This is a genomic window from Acinetobacter bouvetii DSM 14964 = CIP 107468 (genome assembly GCF_000368865.1).
Classification (GTDB): domain Bacteria; phylum Pseudomonadota; class Gammaproteobacteria; order Pseudomonadales; family Moraxellaceae; genus Acinetobacter; species Acinetobacter bouvetii.
This window is the reverse complement of the sequence record NZ_KB849727.1, coordinates 845861-862991: the sequence shown is the minus strand read 5'-3', so window position 1 is coordinate 862991 and position 17131 is coordinate 845861. Positions and strand designations below refer to the sequence as shown.

14 protein-coding genes, 1 tRNA gene and 2 pseudogenes are annotated in these 17131 nt (G+C 41.6%); 11 read left to right on the top strand and 6 right to left on the bottom strand.

Annotated features, from left to right (window positions below; translation table 11 throughout):
• Positions 1 to 141 precede the first annotated feature (141 nt).
• From F941_RS11025 to F941_RS16760, 3 genes and pseudogenes are all read left to right on the top strand, one after another.
• Positions 142 to 217 (top strand) — tRNA-Arg (locus F941_RS11025).
• A gap of 76 nt (positions 218 to 293) precedes the next feature.
• Entirely contained in the window at positions 294 to 1190 is an 897-nt protein-coding gene (locus F941_RS16665; protein ID WP_005011189.1) for a RipA family octameric membrane protein, read from the top strand.
• An 897-nt stretch (positions 1191 to 2087) separates the two neighbouring features.
• Positions 2088 to 2263 (top strand): annotated as a pseudogene (locus tag F941_RS16760) (NAD(P)/FAD-dependent oxidoreductase); the annotation flags it as partial.
• A 38-nt stretch (positions 2264 to 2301) separates the two neighbouring features.
• Here F941_RS16760 and F941_RS11015 read toward each other — a convergent pair.
• The 3 genes from F941_RS11015 to F941_RS11005 form a co-directional block, all read right to left on the bottom strand.
• On the bottom strand, positions 2302 to 3711 hold the full coding sequence (locus F941_RS11015; RefSeq protein ID WP_005011188.1) for an aminotransferase-like domain-containing protein: 1410 nt from the start codon (positions 3709 to 3711) through the stop codon (positions 2302 to 2304).
• A 209-nt stretch (positions 3712 to 3920) separates the two neighbouring features.
• Positions 3921 to 4925, bottom strand: a complete 1005-nt coding sequence (gene cydB / locus F941_RS11010) for a cytochrome d ubiquinol oxidase subunit II (protein WP_005011187.1) — start codon at positions 4923 to 4925, stop codon at positions 3921 to 3923.
• Entirely contained in the window at positions 4918 to 6375 is a 1458-nt protein-coding gene (locus F941_RS11005) for a cytochrome ubiquinol oxidase subunit I (protein ID WP_005011186.1), read from the bottom strand. Before F941_RS11005 ends, cydB begins: the two co-directional genes overlap by 8 nt.
• A 292-nt stretch (positions 6376 to 6667) precedes the next feature.
• Here F941_RS11005 and F941_RS11000 point away from each other — a divergent pair, with 292 nt between their 5' ends.
• The 4 genes from F941_RS11000 (at position 6668) to F941_RS10985 (ending at position 10332) form a co-directional block, all read left to right on the top strand.
• Positions 6668 to 7489: a hypothetical protein gene (locus tag F941_RS11000; protein ID WP_005011185.1), complete on the top strand. Its 822-nt coding sequence runs from the start codon at positions 6668 to 6670 to the stop codon at positions 7487 to 7489.
• A gap of 69 nt (positions 7490 to 7558) precedes the next feature.
• Positions 7559 to 9211, top strand: a complete 1653-nt coding sequence (locus F941_RS10995) for a nitrite/sulfite reductase (RefSeq protein WP_005011183.1) — start codon at positions 7559 to 7561, stop codon at positions 9209 to 9211.
• Position 9212: 1 nt separating this feature from the next.
• Positions 9213 to 9629, top strand: coding sequence for a CidA/LrgA family protein (locus F941_RS10990; RefSeq protein ID WP_005011181.1), 417 nt, complete (start codon positions 9213 to 9215; stop codon positions 9627 to 9629).
• Positions 9622 to 10332, top strand: coding sequence for an LrgB family protein (locus F941_RS10985; protein ID WP_005011179.1), 711 nt, complete (start codon positions 9622 to 9624; stop codon positions 10330 to 10332). The genes F941_RS10990 and F941_RS10985 overlap by 8 nt, the downstream gene beginning before the upstream one ends.
• A gap of 80 nt (positions 10333 to 10412) precedes the next feature.
• Here F941_RS10985 and F941_RS10980 read toward each other — a convergent pair whose 3' ends face one another.
• The gene (locus F941_RS10980) at positions 10413 to 10601 is read right to left on the bottom strand and encodes a cyclophilin-like fold protein (RefSeq protein WP_005011177.1); all 189 of its coding nucleotides are present in this window, start codon (positions 10599 to 10601) and stop codon (positions 10413 to 10415) included.
• 514 nt (positions 10602 to 11115) lie between these two features.
• Here F941_RS10980 and F941_RS10975 point away from each other — a divergent pair.
• A complete protein-coding gene (locus F941_RS10975; protein ID WP_005011175.1) occupies positions 11116 to 13206 on the top strand; it encodes a TonB-dependent siderophore receptor in 2091 nt (696 codons plus the stop codon).
• A gap of 112 nt (positions 13207 to 13318) precedes the next feature.
• Positions 13319 to 14029: a hypothetical protein gene (locus F941_RS10970; protein ID WP_005011173.1), complete on the top strand. Its 711-nt coding sequence runs from the start codon at positions 13319 to 13321 to the stop codon at positions 14027 to 14029.
• A gap of 174 nt (positions 14030 to 14203) precedes the next feature.
• Here the strand turns inward: F941_RS10970 and F941_RS16560 are convergent.
• A pseudogene (locus tag F941_RS16560) lies at positions 14204 to 14308 on the bottom strand (transposase); the annotation flags it as partial.
• Positions 14309 to 14487: 179 nt separating this feature from the next.
• Positions 14488 to 15312, bottom strand: coding sequence for an IclR family transcriptional regulator PcaU (gene pcaU / locus F941_RS10965; RefSeq protein ID WP_005011172.1), 825 nt, complete (start codon positions 15310 to 15312; stop codon positions 14488 to 14490).
• Between the two features lie 280 nt (positions 15313 to 15592).
• Here pcaU and F941_RS10960 point away from each other — a divergent pair, with 280 nt between their 5' ends.
• Together F941_RS10960 and F941_RS10955 are read left to right on the top strand one after the other, a co-directional pair.
• Positions 15593 to 16273, top strand: coding sequence for a 3-oxoacid CoA-transferase subunit A (locus F941_RS10960; RefSeq protein ID WP_005011171.1), 681 nt, complete (start codon positions 15593 to 15595; stop codon positions 16271 to 16273).
• 13 nt (positions 16274 to 16286) lie between these two features.
• Positions 16287 to 16937 carry a 3-oxoacid CoA-transferase subunit B gene (locus F941_RS10955; RefSeq protein ID WP_005011170.1) on the top strand — a complete coding sequence of 217 codons (651 nt, stop codon included), beginning with the start codon at positions 16287 to 16289 and terminating at the stop codon, positions 16935 to 16937.
• The last annotated feature ends 194 nt before the right edge of the window (positions 16938 to 17131 follow it).

The following is a 17131-nucleotide window of genomic DNA, read 5'->3' as shown; positions in this document are numbered from 1 at the left end:
CGAATTGACTCAATAAACCAAGTAACTCACAGGGAATACTGCGTTTCAAATTTGGGATATTGTACAAAGTATAGGCACAAAAATGCATAACCTAGATATAGTTGCTTTACCTTACTGATTTTTTTGATATGATGTGCACGCGCGCTCATAGCTCAACTGGATAGAGTACAGGTCTCCGAAGCCTGTGGCGTGGGTTCGAGTCCCGCTGAGCGCACCATATCTTATTATAAAATCAATAACTTATACATAGTTTGGCGTAATTTTGGCGTAATCCATATTATTAGGGGATATTCTTGAGTTACTTTAGCATTGTGAAATTACCTTTAAAATTTTACCAATCTTTTAAAAAACGATTTGATGAAGCAAAGAACTTCAATGATAACACCTCTATATTTGAGGAGAATAAGAAACCCAGTCCAAAAAAAATTATTGATGAAAGCAAAAAGAAGATTCTTGAAAACGAAATTAGCGAACTTAAATCTGTTTATAAGCTAAGTATAGAGACTAGAAACTTTGAAATCACAAATTTAATCCATCGAAATAATTTTTTTATGCTATTCCAAGGGGTTGTATTAGCTGCTGTTTTTAGCAACCAAGCTAGTAAACCTTATGTCGAATTCTTTATTTGTTTAATGGGTGTATTTATATCTTGGCATCAAATCAAGGTGGCGGCAGGTGCTAAATATTGGCAAGAATGGTGGGAAGTCAGAACTAGCGACATTGAAAACAAGTTAAAAGCAAAAATGGAACAGTTAACGGGTGATTCTGATAGTTTTATTTCTTTATTTGATTTTGAGAATGTAAGTGAAAGACAGAAGTATGAAATTAAAGTGAAGAAGCAAACATATAAAAAAAGTCAAAACATAAAAGAAGCAGAACTCTTTGATAAGGTGTCTAAAGCATTAATTAGTGGGCGTTACTCTGTAAGTCGTGTCCCAATAGCCTCGGGAATAATATTATTACTAACTTGGTTAATACTATTTGTAGGGACTATTGGAGTTGCCGAATCAGTTTTGAAAACTACTTCTAAATATGAAGTTTGTCTTTTTGATGATATTTGCAAAACAGATAATACCTTAATGCTTCATGATTTATGGAAAGATTTTAAATTTGTAAATGGGCACTATTTTGCAGATACCAATAGTGAGCAAGCTACTCAAATAATATTTAATCAATATAATCAAAAGTAAACCCCGCTATATTTTTCGGGGTCTGCCTACTGCTTTTTTCAAATCTTCAGGTCTTTCACTCAACCATTTTGATACTAAAGCTAAATTCCATCTTCGACCTTTGATGTTTTCAGTTACATATTTTTCTCTCTAAAATGTCGTGGCGTAATTTTGGCGTAATCAATTCAGAAGGAATAATAAGGAATAATGAGGTAACATGTAACTAGCTACCTCAAAATGACTTGTTAAGATGATAATAATAAAGAAGAAAATTAGATAAAATGAGAAAAGATAAGAAAACACGAAATTACCAAAAGTGTCCGCTGAGCGCACCATTTTCCTGTTTCAGCCATCTAATAAAATTAAAAATAAATAACTTACGCAGTACTTTTATCTGGTGCTGTCTGACGATATTTTCGTTTATCTTAGTTTTTACGGTATTTTTTGCAGTAATCAAACATTTACTGCAGGGGTTTACCGTAGAAATGCCAAATTTTTTAAATCTTACAGATACGTAAATACGATTGGCTTTAAATTCACACAAAAAATTATCAGTTAAGGTTCAAAGCAAACTCGCAGATGGTAAAGGTCTGTTCTTTATCATTTTATAGAGAGTTGCTTGCCCAAAATATTGATTCAGCAATTCAAACGTAACGTAACGATGAACTTATGCAGTTTTAAACTAATAGCAGATGAATACCGCAAGACAGAAGAGTTCGAGCCAAGTACTCAGCGTCGAAATAATTTTGTTTGGGATACGTTATATGCTGCAATTGGTAATTATCAAATAGACAGTATTGCACCATCGCAAATTTTAGAAGTATGGTGACTGTATGAGCGGCAAAGAAAAATAGGGTCAGCAAAGCGAATGAGGAGTAAGGCCTCTCAAGCCTTTCGATATGCAAAGGCATTTAAACCGGCGGCAAGCGTATTTCTTATGACGCGCGTACGGTTGTAAAAGTTGGTTTCAACTCGCTGCCTAAATGGGCTCTGTAATTGGTGATGATGCGGGCTTCCTCAACTTTGCAAAAATCAAAGGCTCACACACTGCCATGAAATCTGGCATGCTCTGCATGGCAGTAGAGTTTAAAGCTGCAAGTATGATGATCTATCTGTTTAAACAAATTGGCTGTCAAGATCGCAATCCTATTTCTAAAATTTGTACGATCATTAGATCAAGTGCTTGAATGATGGTTTCATTCATTTCAAATGAACAATTGATACGGATGTGGTTCTGTTTTTTATTTTCACGATAAAAGAGAATACTTGGCGCGATGCCAATATTGTTTTGGATCATGCTTTCGTAAATTCGGCTGCTATCTGCTTCTTCAGGCAGTGTCACCCACAGAAAATAGCCTGATGGATAATAATGCACAGTGCAATTTTCGGGTAAATTCTTGCTGAGATATTGATAATATTGATTTTTAAGCCGTTTTAAGGTTGTACGCAGGCCTTTTAAATGTTTTTCATAATGACGGTGTGAGAGGTAATCGACTAAAGCATTTTGAATGAATGAGTTTACAGAGATGGTGCTCATCAATTGCAGATGCTGTATATGTTCAGAAAATTTTCCCGCATAAACCCAGCCAACACGGAAACCAGCCCCCAACGTTTTGGAAAAAGAAGAGCAGTGCAAGACCAAGTTTTGTTGATCATAATACTTCATGGATAGAGGCCGTTTTTGATCATAATAAAGCTCTTCATAGACATCATCTTCAATCAAATAAATTTCATGCTGATGCAGCAATTTAGCCAATTCAAATTTAATCTCGTCACTGACTGTAAATCCAATCGGATTATGGCTGTTCAGCATCATTAAACAGACTTTAATTGGATAGCTTGTAATGGCTTTTTTAAAGGCTTCTATATCCAGCCCATGTTCTGGGTGTTCTGGAATAGTAATGACCTTTAAGCCCAGATTTTCAGCTGCTTGCCAAGCTCCATAGAAAATCGTTTCTTGCAGCAGAATATAATCACCTGCCTGGGTCATGGCTCTTAAAGACAAATTTAAAGCATCCAGTCCGCCAGAGGTAATCACAATGTCAGAGGGATCGGTGGGAATGCCTTGCATGCAATAGCGTTGAGCGATCAGTTTTCTGAGCTCGTAGTTTCCCGGCGGTAAGCTCGGCATTTGCTCATAGCCGACTCGGTATTTTGCCTGTTGCGCCAAGGTTTGCATCAGCTTCGGAGAATAAAGCAGTTGGCTATCGGGAAAAGCGCTTCCCAAGGGAATAATTTTTTCAGATTGAATGGATTTTAAATAACGGAATACCAGTGAGTTAATCTCAATTTTTTCATTCACAATGACTTTTTTTGCGAGTGCTGCCTGTAAGGGATTCTCTGCAACAAAGTAACCTAATTTTTCTTTTGAATAGATCAGTCCTTGAGCTTCAAGTTCCTGATAGGCATTCATGACTGTAATTAAGCTAAACCCTGAAATTTCGACCTGCTGCCTTAAAGAGGGAAGTTTCTCATGCGCTTTCCAAGCCCCTGTTTCAATCAGATGTTTTAGGCTTAAGGCGAGTTGTTCTGATTTATACATAAAGTGACATGCTCATATGAGAAAGGGATAGCAATGATTTCACTGCTATCCAAGGTTTTATCCAATATGCTTTTAATAGGCCAAGCTGAGCAGCAGTCTAAAAACTCCTGCAATTAAGCCTAGGGACAGGAAACCAAAACACCATAATAATATGAACCATGTAGCAGGATTCAAACGATTTTGTATTTTTTTCATCAGGGTCACCTTGCTTAATGATAGCCTTCATCACCAATACGCACTTTGTCACGGAATACCCAGTAGGATAAAAAGGTATAAACCAGAATAATCGGGATTAGAATGACCGCACCGATCAGTGCAAATCTCATACTTGATTTAGGAGCAGCAGCTTGCCAGATGGAAACAGCTGGCGGAATGATGTTGGGCCATAAACTGATCACAAAACCCGTAAAGGCTAGAAATACCAGACCCAGCGTTAAAACAAAGGGCTGCGCATCTTTTCGCTGCGCGCATGCTTTCAAAATAAGCCCAGAACAGATCAGCACCAACGCAGGCACAGGGCTGAAATAGAACAGATTCGGTAAGCTAAACCAGCGCTGCGCAATTTCGGGATGGCTGATAGGTGTATAGATACTGACGGTGCCAAAGACAATCAATAAGGTAATAATGAGCTTAGGCATCAGCGCATACATTTTCGCTTGTAAATCTGCCTCGGTTTTCATGATGAGCCATGCGCAGCCTAATGCGCTATACATGATAACCACCCCTAAGCCCACAAACAAAGAGAATGGAGTCAGCCAGTCGAGTGAGCCGCCACTATAAATGCCATTTTGCGTTTCAATCCCTTGAATGTACGCGCCGAGAATCACGCCTTGGAAGAAGCTGGAAAAGAATGAACCCCAAATAAAGGCCTGATCCCATAGCGGCTTGCTGCGATGGGCTTTAAAGCGGAACTCAAAGGCTACGCCTCGGAAAATCAAAGCCACCACCATAAAAATGATGGGTAAATACAAGGCAGATAACACGGTGGAATAGACCAGAGGAAAGGCGGCAAATAGACCTGCACCGCCCAAGACCATCCAGGTTTCGTTGCCATCCCAGACAGGCGCCACGGTATTCATCATAACATCGCGTTCTTGCTGCCCTTGAATAAACGGGAACAGTATGCCAATCCCGAGATCAAAGCCATCCATCACCACGTAAATTAAGACGCCCAAGCCAATGATACCGACCCAGACCAATGCAAGATCAATCATGATGCTGCTCCTTATTTGCAGGGGTTTGGCTTGCTGAGCCATCAATTGCTTCATCGACGGCACTCAATGGCCGCATCGGCGTTTTAAAATGCCCAGGACCGGCAAGCTGCTGATCAAGGCTGTCTATATGTACGGGACCGGCCTTGATTAATTTCAGCATGTAATAGATACCTGTGCCGAAAACCACGGTATAGACCAGTACAAAAATAATCAGACTGAGCCCGACTTGTTCTGCAGTCACGGTATGCGATAAACCATGCTGGGTGCGAATGACGCCATAGACCACCCAAGGCTGTCTGCCGACCTCCGTAGTCACCCAGCCTGCGAGTAAGGCGATATAGCCTGTAGGCCCCATAACGGTGGCAAACTTATGAAACCAGCGGCTTTCATATAACCGGTCTTGTTTACGCAGCCATAAAGCAGTCAGTGACATCAACACCATCAGCATGCCGAGTCCCACCATCACGCGGAAACTCCAGAACACGATGGGAACAGGCGGACGATCTTCAGGGGCGAAGTCTTTTAAGCCTGTGACTTTTCCATCCATGGAATGGGTTAAAATTAAGCTGCCTAAGTTCGGGATGCCGACTTCTAGGTTATTGCGTTCATTCTCCATATCAGGCAAAGCAAATAGCAGTAAAGGCATACCATGATCACGATTGGTTTCCCAGTGACCTTCAATGGCTGCCAATTTAGCCGGTTGATGCTCAAGGGTATTCAAACCGTGCTGATCCCCAATCACCACTTGCAGGCAAGACGTGACGAGCACCATCCAAAGTCCCATGGAGAAGGACTTCTTGACTAACGCGTCGCGGCGGCCTTTGAATAAATGCCATGCAGCTGTCCCCACAACCAATAAGGAAGATACAAGGAAAGCCGCGGTTGCCATATGGGCAAAGCGGTAGGGGAAGGATGGGTTAAACACAATGGCCCACCAGTCAGAGGGGACAATAATGCCATTTTCGATAGCAAAGCCTTGCGGGGTCTGCATCCAGCTGTTGGACGATAAAATCCAGAACATGGAAATACAGGTCCCAATGGCGACCATCAAGGTCGCAAAGAAATGTGCCTTAGGCCCGACACGCCCCCAGCCGAACAGCATGATGCCGAGAAACCCGGCTTCAAGGAAAAAGGCGCTCAGCACTTCATAAGTCAGTAATGGACCAGTGACCGAACCGGCAATGCGAGAAAATTCACTCCAGTTGGTACCGAACTGATACGCCATGACAATGCCCGATACCACACCCATGGCAAAGGCAACGGCAAAAATTTTAATCCAGTATTTGAACAGATCTTTATAAATCGGGTTTTGAGTGCGCAGCCATTTCCATTCCAGCAGCGCCAGAAAGCAGGCTAAGCCAATCGAAGTAGCAGGGAAGATGATGTGAAAAGAAACTGTAAAGGCGAATTGAATTCGAGCGAGTTCTAGTGCAGTCAATCCAAGGCTCATAGAAACCTCCATTGCTGGCTGAGGCATCTAATCGCTGATAACTCAAGGCTGACTAGATAGGAGGTGTAAAAAATGATAGATCGTTTCATCAAAACTACCTACTTTGAATAATTATCCCGATTTTGCAGGACAGAGAATTCAAGATGTAGGTACAAAAACGTGTCATATAAAATATAACAGGAAACGCAGATAAAGGTGCTCTGTTATATTTATACAGCACAATTCTGTAGCTACTGCCGATGTGAAAAAGAATTAAAAATAACAACTATAAATGGATCTGGATGGTGCTGAAATGTTTGTTACAAAGAGTCTGAATAAAATTCCTGAGATTATTGAACAAGGTATTTTATCTGAAAAACTGAAACAGAAATTGACTCAGAAATTCGTCAATTTAGAAGCAACACTGCTGCGTGCAAAAGTGCTGCGCGAACTCTCCAAGGCGAAAGCAGATTATATTGTGCAGTCTGCGATTCAGAATGAGCAATCAAGTTTAGCCTACCTGTTTGCGCCATTTATTCTGGGAAATTTAAATCAAACAGCCATCTATCATAGCCAGGCAACAGCTCCTGTACTGAATCTATTAAGCCGATACTATCAGGCTGAGAAAAAGCAGCACTTAAAAATTGATGATGTGCTAGAAGCTTTAAATATTTATTTAGACTTGCATGATACCGACTTGGATGATGTTGATTTCTTTTATTATGCGTTGCTGCATGCCTTATGCAGAGCTGATATTTCCCAGATTTTTTTAATTACGCACTTAAAGCTTGATAGTCAAAAAATTGCTGAAATTGAACAGTTTTTTAAAATTAGGATTCACTCTATTCATACTGATCCGTTAGACAAAATTATGGTCAGCACTGAACTCAATATGCGCAAATTATTCTTTAAAAACAAAGATCAGCAATATATCGATTTATGTGAAAAATTTTCAAAACTCAATGCACAGTTGCTATCTGTGAGTGGTCGTTATAGTCAGGCTCAAGCCAAGCAGCTGGTGGAAGATATGTTTTATGCAGAGCATATTTATGAAAAATTATCGGTCTATGCCGAGTATATGCAGACCTGCCTACAACATGGCGGGTCCCGAAATCAGGTGACTTTTTTTGCCTAACTTACGTTTTTGATCTCGCAGTTAAAACAGTTTTTCTTTCATATTGATGCATATACATAGGCCGCTCAAATGTTTTTATATACAGACTTTGATCAAAATTTATTAAACGAACGTGTCGCACAATTCCGCGACCAAACCCAGCGTTATTTAGAGGGGAAACTGACCGAAGAAGAATACCGTCCATTGCGATTGCAAAATGGTTTGTACATTCAGCGCTATGCGCCCATGCTGCGTTTGGCGGTGCCTTATGGCTTAATGAATTCGAAGCAACTGCGGAAAGTGGCTGAGGTTGCGCAGAAGTATGACCGTGGTTATGCGCATATTTCAACGCGTCAAAATATTCAATTGAATTGGCCGCAGCTTGAAGATGTTCCTGATATTTTGCAGGAACTCGCTGCGGTACACATGCATTCTATCCAGACCAGTGGCAACTGTATTCGAAACACCACCACAGACCAGTATGCAGGTGTGGTTGATGGGGAGCTCACAGACCCGCGTCCTACCTGTGAACTGATTCGCCAGTGGAGTACCTTTCATCCAGAATTTTCATTCCTGCCGCGTAAATTTAAAATAGCGGTTTGTGCACACCCTGAGCAAGACCGCGCTGCTACGACCTTTCATGATGTTGGGGTTTATCTGGTAGAAAATGAGACTGGAGAGTTGGGCTATCAAATTAAAGTCGGCGGCGGGCTTGGGCGTACACCATTAGCAGGGCATGTCATTAAGCCATTTTTAGCCCGTGAAGATTTAATTGCCTATTTAGATGCCATCATGCGTGTCTATAATTTGCATGGCCGCCGTGATAATAAATACAAAGCGCGCATTAAAATTTTAGTAAAAGCCCTCACTCCAGCCGGCTTTGCGGAAAAAGTTGAAGCGGAATTTGCACATACTCAAACACTGCTTAAAGTTCAGCCCAGTGTCTTGGCGCAAATGGATGCAGTATTTCAGCCATTTGCCTATGAACCTTTAGAAGCGGAAAATTTTGAGGCCTGGTTCCAGCTGTATCCGAAGTTTAAACACTGGTTCAATATCAATACTCACCCTCATAAAGTAACAGGCTACCGCATCGTCACGATCAGCCTGAAGCGGGCAGGTGTGGCGCCGGGCGATATGACCTCCGATGAAATGCGTTTAATTGCAGATTTGGCTGACCAATATACCTTTGGTGAGCTGCGAACTACGCATGAGCAAAATATTGCCTTAACCGACGTGCGCCAAAAGGATCTGTTTGAACTGTGGCAAGTCTTGGATCACGGCAATTTGGCCCGTGCACATATTGGCTTCCTGACTGACATGATTTGCTGTCCGGGCGGCGATTTTTGCTCCTTGGCAAATGCCAAATCCATTCCGGTGTATGAAGCAATTGCTCGCCGTTTTGATGATTTGGATGCTTTATATCATTTAGGCAAGGTCGATCTAAACATTTCAGGCTGTATGAATGCGTGTGGACACCACCATGTCGGCAATATTGGCATTCTAGGTGTCGATAAAAAAGGCGCTGAATATTACCAAATTAGCTTAGGCGGTAATTCGGATCATGATGCATCCCTCGGTGATATTTTAGGGCCATCATTTCCCGCAGAAGATATTCCTGATGTGCTCGAAGAAATTCTAAATACTTATCTGGATTTGCGTTTGGAGCATGAATCTTTTTTAGAAACCTACAAACGTGTCTCGATCCAGCCGTTTAAAGAGCGGGCATATGCGGATATAAATTGAGATGTTGCATGATCAGACTCGGCTGAAGAAGCTAAAAACCGCGAGCTGCCAAATCATCATTATTTTGGCCGTTTGGAGCTGTGCTTACGTCTTGCAAAAGCTGTTGAATTTGCCTGTGGCATCAGGAGTACTTGGTTTTTTTCTGCTGCTGTTCTTACTTGAAATGAAGTGGCTGAAATTAGCCCACGTTGAACGCGGTGCCGATCTGTTACTGGCGGAACTGCTGCTGTTTTTCATTCCGCCGGTGGTCGGCGTGATTCAATATCAGGATTTATTGATTGCCAGTGGTTGGAAAATTCTGCTGGTGATTTTAATCAGTACCGCTTTGGTGATGATGGTTTCTGTATATAGCGTGCGGTTGCTGTTAAAGCAGCCAGAGCTAAATCAAGAACCCAAACAGGAAGATCAGTATGACTGAATGCTGGGGGCTTTTTTACTTGGTTTGGACCGTGCTGTGCTATTTCATGGCAAAGCAGCTTTTTGTTCGAACACAAAAAATCTATTTATCGCCAATTATTGTCGTCCCTGTTTTGAGCATCGTGCTGATTTTTATGTTACGGCATCAGTTTCAAGACTATTACTTTTATACCCAATATTTGGTGGCCATGCTCGGCCCAATTACGGTGGCTTTTGCGATTCCTGTATTTCGTTATCGCCGCATGATTCAGCAGCATTTTAAAGTGTTGCTCTTCAGTTCCAGCCTTGCCATGTTGGTGGGTCTTTTCAGCAGCTGGTTTTTGGCGAGCCTATTGGACTTTGATGACATCGTTAAAAATAGCCTGTTGGCGCGTTCCATTTCAATCCCCTTTGCTTTAGTGCTCACCGAAAAAGTGGGGGGCTCTATCAGCCTGATCCCGCTCTTTACCGTAATTACAGGTCTGATCGGCATGTTGTTGGGAGACCTCCTTTTGCTTTGGATGAAATATAAAAATCACCTTGCTTCGGGTGCAGCACTGGGTAATGCCGCACATGCTATGGGCATAGCCCGGGCAAGACAGCGGCATGAAGTGGAAGGCGTCATTGCCAGTCTCTCGATGATTATTTCTGGAATTATTATGGTGCTATTTGCCCCATCGCTGATTGCAGTGACGAAGTATTTACTTGGCTTTATATCTTTTTAAATCAATAAGGAATCGCAGATGCATCCTATGTCACATGCAAAGACAGCTTTAAGTGCTAAAAGCTATTAAGTATTAATCAGTTAATTTTTTATTGCAGTACATGCTGTGAGCTCAGTTTTTCTGGCAGTCGGCCATTTTTCTGTTGACGCATAATCAGTCAGATCTAATTTAATCGGAAGCTGCCTGAAACAGTCCTGTGCAGTAGGTGAGTCTTTTAAGTGAACAAACGCAGGCTCTGCTGTGCCTTCAATCTTAAAACGAATATTCATTCGGAAAACCCTTTGTGAGGAATGCCATTATGCTGATCAGATAGGCAGTTGATTTCTCAACCTTAGCCTATCTTGCATTCATCCACTGAGATGATCTGCTGTTCAGTATATATAAAGGTGATGGAGGGGGGGTAATCTCTAAAAATTTATAAATTCCCATGAATACCATGCATAAATTCAGGGCGGAAATACTTTTTATTCTCAGTACGAACCTTTATTTAATCCTGATGAATTAACCTCATCACTGATCCTGAAGCGGTCCTTCAATTTGCTGAGCTTGGCGCCGTTTAAGTTTTATTTTTTAATTGGCTTAGATATGAAACCATCAAAACTATGGGGGGGTAAGAAAATAAATATTCGGCCTAGGGCAGCATCAAACCGAGAATAGCCAGACTATTTTCTTTAAAAATACTTCATAGACTCAATAAATATGGGTGATAAATAAAAATCATTATCAATTAGATTTTTATTTTTTTATACTGCCGCAGTTTATTTTTATTCATTGTGTAGCCAAATGCCATACAAATTCTCCCCGCTAAGTTTAGCAATATTAGCAATCATTAATGTGTCGGCTCATGCTCAGGCAACGGATACTGAAACGGCTCAAAGTTTACCGACGATAACAGTTCAGGCGCCAGCCGAGCAAAAGGAAAATGAAGAGTATGCAGCAAAAACCGCATCCTCTGTATTGCGTTCGAATGATCCTTTATTTGAAACGGCACAATCTATTAGTGTCGTAACGAGCGAGCAAATTCAAGAAAAACAGCTTAAAACTGTTGCCGAAGCTTTAGAAGGTGTTGCCGGTGTTGCATCGGGTTCATATGGCCGCCGTGGCTGGGATGACTTTATCATTCGTGGTCAAATTTCGAGTGCGCAAACCTATGTTGATGGATTGCGCGTACAAACTTCAACAAATGTCTTAAGATCTGAAGATATAAGTGGATTAGATTCTATTCAAGTCGTGAAAGGGCCTACTTCTGTGGGTTTTGGTTTAGCGCTGCCTGGCGGCTTGGTGAATTTAACGACAAAGCGCCCTGAAGCGGAAACGTTTTATCGTACCAATTTGAGCTATGGCAGTTATGGGCTTAAAGAAGGCACATTTGATATTAACTATGCGCCAGATCAAACTGAAAAAGGGGCATTTCGTTTCGTTGGCCGTGTGTCTGATCAAGATGATCCGACAGATTATGTATATTTTAAAAATCAGTATTTAGCATCATCATATAATTTTGATTTAAATGATAAAAATGATCTTTCTGTAATTGCGAGCTATCAGCACAGAAAATATATCCGAAATCAGGGAATTCCGCAAAACTACCAAAATTATGGACGTAACTTCTTTATTGGAGAGCCTGATCGCTATTATGATGTGGACGTATATCGCGTAGGCAGCAATTTCACTCATTATTTTGATAATGATTGGATTTTTAAGCAGAATTTTGCTGTGACGAAAAATAGCAGCTGGAGTAACTCAGTTTTTGCGGCTTCTGGCGCAACTTTCCCAATTGTGAAACGGCAAGTCAATTATCAGGATAAGCAAGATACCAATTTTGCATTAGATAATTATCTGCAGCGGAGTTTTAAAACGGATCATATTGATTACGAGGTGACAGCCGGAGTTGATATGATGAAAGAGCGCAGTGACTACTATCAGCGTGTTGATAACGTAAACCCGATTGATGCTGATAACTTAGAGTATGGCATTACCACTACGACGCAAGGCAAGCCGTCATGGAATTTGACCTATAATCAATATACCGGGTTTTATTTAAGAAATACCATTAAAATTGATGATCAATGGATTTTAGGCTTATCTGGACGCCATGATTGGACGCAAGTGAGTGTTGAAAACCAAATAAATAATACAACCGTACAAAACTCGGATAACGCATTTACGGGCAGTGCATCATTGATGTATCGCATCAATGATTTCTTTGCGCCCTATATTAGCTATTCAACTTCATTTATGCCTGTAACAGATACTGGAGCGAATAGTACATTACTTGACCCCGAAGAAGGTAAACAGACGGAAGTTGGTATGAAGTTTCAGGGACTTGACCAGCGTTTACAAGGGTATATCGCTTACTATTATCTCACGCGCCGCAATGTTACAGAAAATGATTCAACTCTAGGCTATTCAATTCAAACCGGTGAGCAGCAAACCAAAGGCTACGAAGCAGAATTATCTGCAGCTTTGTCGAACCAATGGCATGTATCCGCTGCCTATAGCTATATCCCAACTGCTGAAGTCACTGAAAGTTTAACCAGCAGTGAGATTGGGAAGCGCATTAATCATGTCCCTAAAAATGCAGCATCATTGTCTAGCCAATATTATTTTAGCCCAGATAAACTGGGATGGAATATGGGGGCAGGAGTACGCCTTCAAGGGGAACGAACAGCACAGCGTGGAACATATTTTGTGCGTATGCCAAGTTATACGTTATTTGATGTGAATGCTGGTTACGATGCTCAACGTTGGGGCATGGGTTTAAGCATTAAAAATTTATTTGATAAAGATTATATTCAAGGTACAACACCCAATGCCCAGTTGCTCAGTTTTGGCAGCCCGCGCACTTTTCTCTTTAATGTGAAGTTTAAATATTAATCAGTTCTTGTTTTTCGTCCATTGAACATTTTGTAGTTAAATTTAACCATATATTTTTGAGGAACTTTGATTTGAACGATCAAAGTTCCGATGTCTTTTAAGGTATCACACAGTGAAAAAACTTTTTTTAATGTTGATTGCTGCACTGAGCTTAGGTTTTTTAACAGCATCCATGAGTGCATTTGCAGCTAAAGTGAGTACGCATATCGCATTAATTTCTCAGACAAACGGGCCATCATACGCAAATGATTTGGCCATAAAGGGGCACTTGGAAGCCTTGGGATATACCGTTCAAATATTAGACCAGCTCCAAGATCCAAAACAAATGAAACAAGTTGATGCAATTATTTTATCTTCAACAGTTGGATCAAAAAATTTAAAAGCAGGATGGCGGCAGTTAGAAATTCCACTGATGACGTGGGAAAGTGATTATATTGATGATTTAGCCATGACGGGGAAACGCTCAGGTCAGGATTTTGGTGAAGTCGATAAAGCCCGATATTTATGGCTTGTAAATGCGCCACACCGTTTATCTGCGAATTTACCTGCGGGTACGCTGAATGTTTATAAAAAACAAACCATGATGAATTGGGGGAAACCTGGATTAGGGGCTACAATCATTGCAACGGTCTACGGCGAACCAGAAAAAGCAGCAATTTGGGGATATGAAAAAGGCGCAACTATGGATTATGAATCTTTAGCGCCAGCTAAACGGCTGATGTTCTTTCTTCATAATGACACTTTTTCAGACTTGTCTTCAGATGGGGTTAAACTATTCGATGCGAGTGTAAAGTGGCTGATGGCGCCGGAAAATTCAAAATGATGGAAATAGAGCTGCAAATGTTTAGCAATCGATGGAATAAGCTCAGAAGTATTTAAGGTGAGGCAGCCTCAAAATGAGGCTGTCTTTTGTTTGGGATACGGGGCCACAGTTGGATATGGGTTTACGCTGTTAACGGCATCATAAAAACCCTTTAACCCATCGACACAATTAATAAGTAATAAGAATTTCTAGCAATCCTCGGTTTTTAAGCTCAGTCAGAAGATTCAGCCAGAACTCCGTATATTCATTCTGAGCCATCAGCATGCAGAGCAATTCTTTTCATGTTCGAGATACGCTGTAAGTTCAGGCAATTACACAATTTATTTACAGTCTCAGAAAAGAATAGGTAAAATTTGATTAAGAGCATCATCGTTATGCATAGAACTCGTGAAATAGGGGGAGAAAGGCTCGGTTTAATATTTAAATTAATTCATAAAAAATATGCACTCACAGTATTTTTAAATGACATTCCTAAGCTCTCTTGCTGTTTCTTGTAGTAATGGCAGTATGTGTTGAATCAAATACTCTTTGGTTGTGCGCATGGTAGGAGAAACAATATTCAATGCCGCGACAACATTTCCTTTTGGTCCGTAAATTGGAACAGCTAAGGCATGTACCCCCAATTCATGTTCCTCACATGAATAGCACCAACCTTGCTCTCGAATTTCATGCAATAAAGCCAGAAACGTTTCATTATCGGTATGCGTATATTTAGTAAGGCGTTGCAGCGGATACTGATTCAGCCATTCACATTGTTCCTGATCATCGAGATAGGCCAGTAAAATTTTACCTGCCGATGTGGCATGTGCAGGTAAACGATTTCCCAAATGCAGGCCATAAGGATTGACGCGATCCGTTTGCTGGTGCGCGGCGCTGCGTGCAATGGTAATAGCTTCATAGCCATCTAAAACCATAACGGAAAAAATCAGTGAGGTTTGGTTGGTCAGCAAATTTAGCAGGGGCTGAGAAATTTTGGGAAGTTGCGCTCCGCCTAAATAAGATCCTGAAAACTTAAGAATTTTAGGGGTTAAATAAAAATAATGACCATCAGATTCTAAATAGCCTAAATATTCAAGGGTGAGTAAATGGCGCCGCGCTGCGGCACGGGTCATGCCTGTGCGTTCCGCTGCCATAGTAATATTTAAACGATGCCGGTCAGTACCAAAGCTGTCGAGAATGGCCATGCCTTTACTGATCCCTGCGACAAAATCTTCATGCCGAATGGTTTTTTTATTGTCTTTGTGTTGAAGACACTTTTCTCTTGTCTCGGTTGTTTCTTCCATCGTGTTCCCTTTATGCATTTTTATTTCTTCATTATTTTTACTATAACGTGAAATCAGAGTGAAATAATCAGGTTTTGTTCGATATTTAAGTATTTTGTTCGATGATCGAACAAAACCTGTGATCACTATCTATCCCAAAGCGGAGAAATTATAAAAAATGAACAGATAAGGAAATCGAACTAAAAGACTAGGGAATGTGGTTTTAGCTGAATTGCTCTCCAGTACAAGTTAGGTTTCCGCGCCTTTTCAAATTTTGCATGATGCACAATGGAGTTATCTAATGATAGATAAAAGTGCAGCGACCTTAACGGAAGCGCTCTCCCAAATCACCGACGGCTCAACCATCATGATTGGTGGTTTTGGTACAGCAGGACAGCCGGCTGAACTGATCGATGGCTTAATTCAACTCGGCATTAAAGACCTCACCATCGTCAGCAACAATGCTGGCAATGGCGACTATGGTTTAGCCAAGCTGCTGAAAGCAGGTGCCGTGAAAAAAGTCATCTGTTCGTTCCCACGTCAGTCCGACTCTTGGGTCTTCGATGAACTCTATCGTGCAGGCAAAATTGAGTTAGAGCTGGTACCACAAGGCAATTTGGCCTGTCGTATTCAAGCCGCAGGCATGGGACTCGGTGCAGTCTTTACTCCTACAGGCTTTGGTACTTTATTGGCCGAAGGCAAAGAAACCCGTCACATCGACGGTAAAGATTATGTACTGGAATATCCAATCAAAGCCGACTTTGCTTTGATTAAAGCGCAGCAAGGCGACCGTTGGGGCAATCTGGTCTACCGCAAATCGGCACGTAACTTCGGCCCGATTATGGCCATGGCGGCAGGTGTAACCATTGCGCAAGTCTCTGAAGTGGTGGACTTAGGAGCTTTAGACCCTGAACACATCATCACTGCAGGTATTTTTGTTCAACACGTGGTGCAGGTTCAACCTGAACCTATTGCTGTGTAATCGGGAGAACATCATGAGCTATCAAAAACTCAGCCGTAACCAAATTGCAGAACGTGTCGCACAAGATATTCCCGATGGGGCTTATGTCAACTTAGGTATTGGCTTACCGACCAAGATTGCCAGCTACCTCCCGTCAGACAAAGACGTGTTCTTACATTCTGAAAATGGCTTATTGGCTTTTGGTCCACCGCCAGCCGCAGGTCAAGAAGATCCTGAGCTGATCAACGCGGGTAAAGAATATGTGACCATGCTGCAAGGTGGTGCCTTTTTCCATCATGGCGATTCGTTTGCCATGATGCGGGGTGGTCATTTAGATATTGCTGTGCTTGGTGCCTTTCAAGTGGCAGCCAATGGTGATTTGGCCAATTGGCATACTGGTGCGCCGGATGCGATTCCTGCTGTGGGCGGTGCGATGGACTTAGCCGTCGGTGCAAAGAAAGTCTTTATCACCACTGACCATACCACTAAACAAGGTGAACCAAAGATCGTGGCTGAACTGAGCTATCCCGCGACAGGTTTGAAATGTGTCGATCGTATTTATACCGACCTGTGTGTAATTGACGTCACCGCAGACGGTTTAAAAGTCATTGAAAAAGTCGACGGTCTAAGCTTTGCAGAATTGCAGGCGATGACGGGTGCTCCGTTGGTGGATGCCACACTGTAAATTTCAGAAAAATTTGCTAGAGCTTACAGTCATTAACAACCTGTCGAGCGCTTTAACAGTATTGTTTTTGCAACAGCAGTGGAAAATTGCTGCGAGTGAACAGGTTTTGTTGATGACAAAGTTTTTGGTCACTTTTTTAAAAAAGTGACAAGAACGAGCTACTGGTATTTGACTGAACACGGTAAGACTCCGTC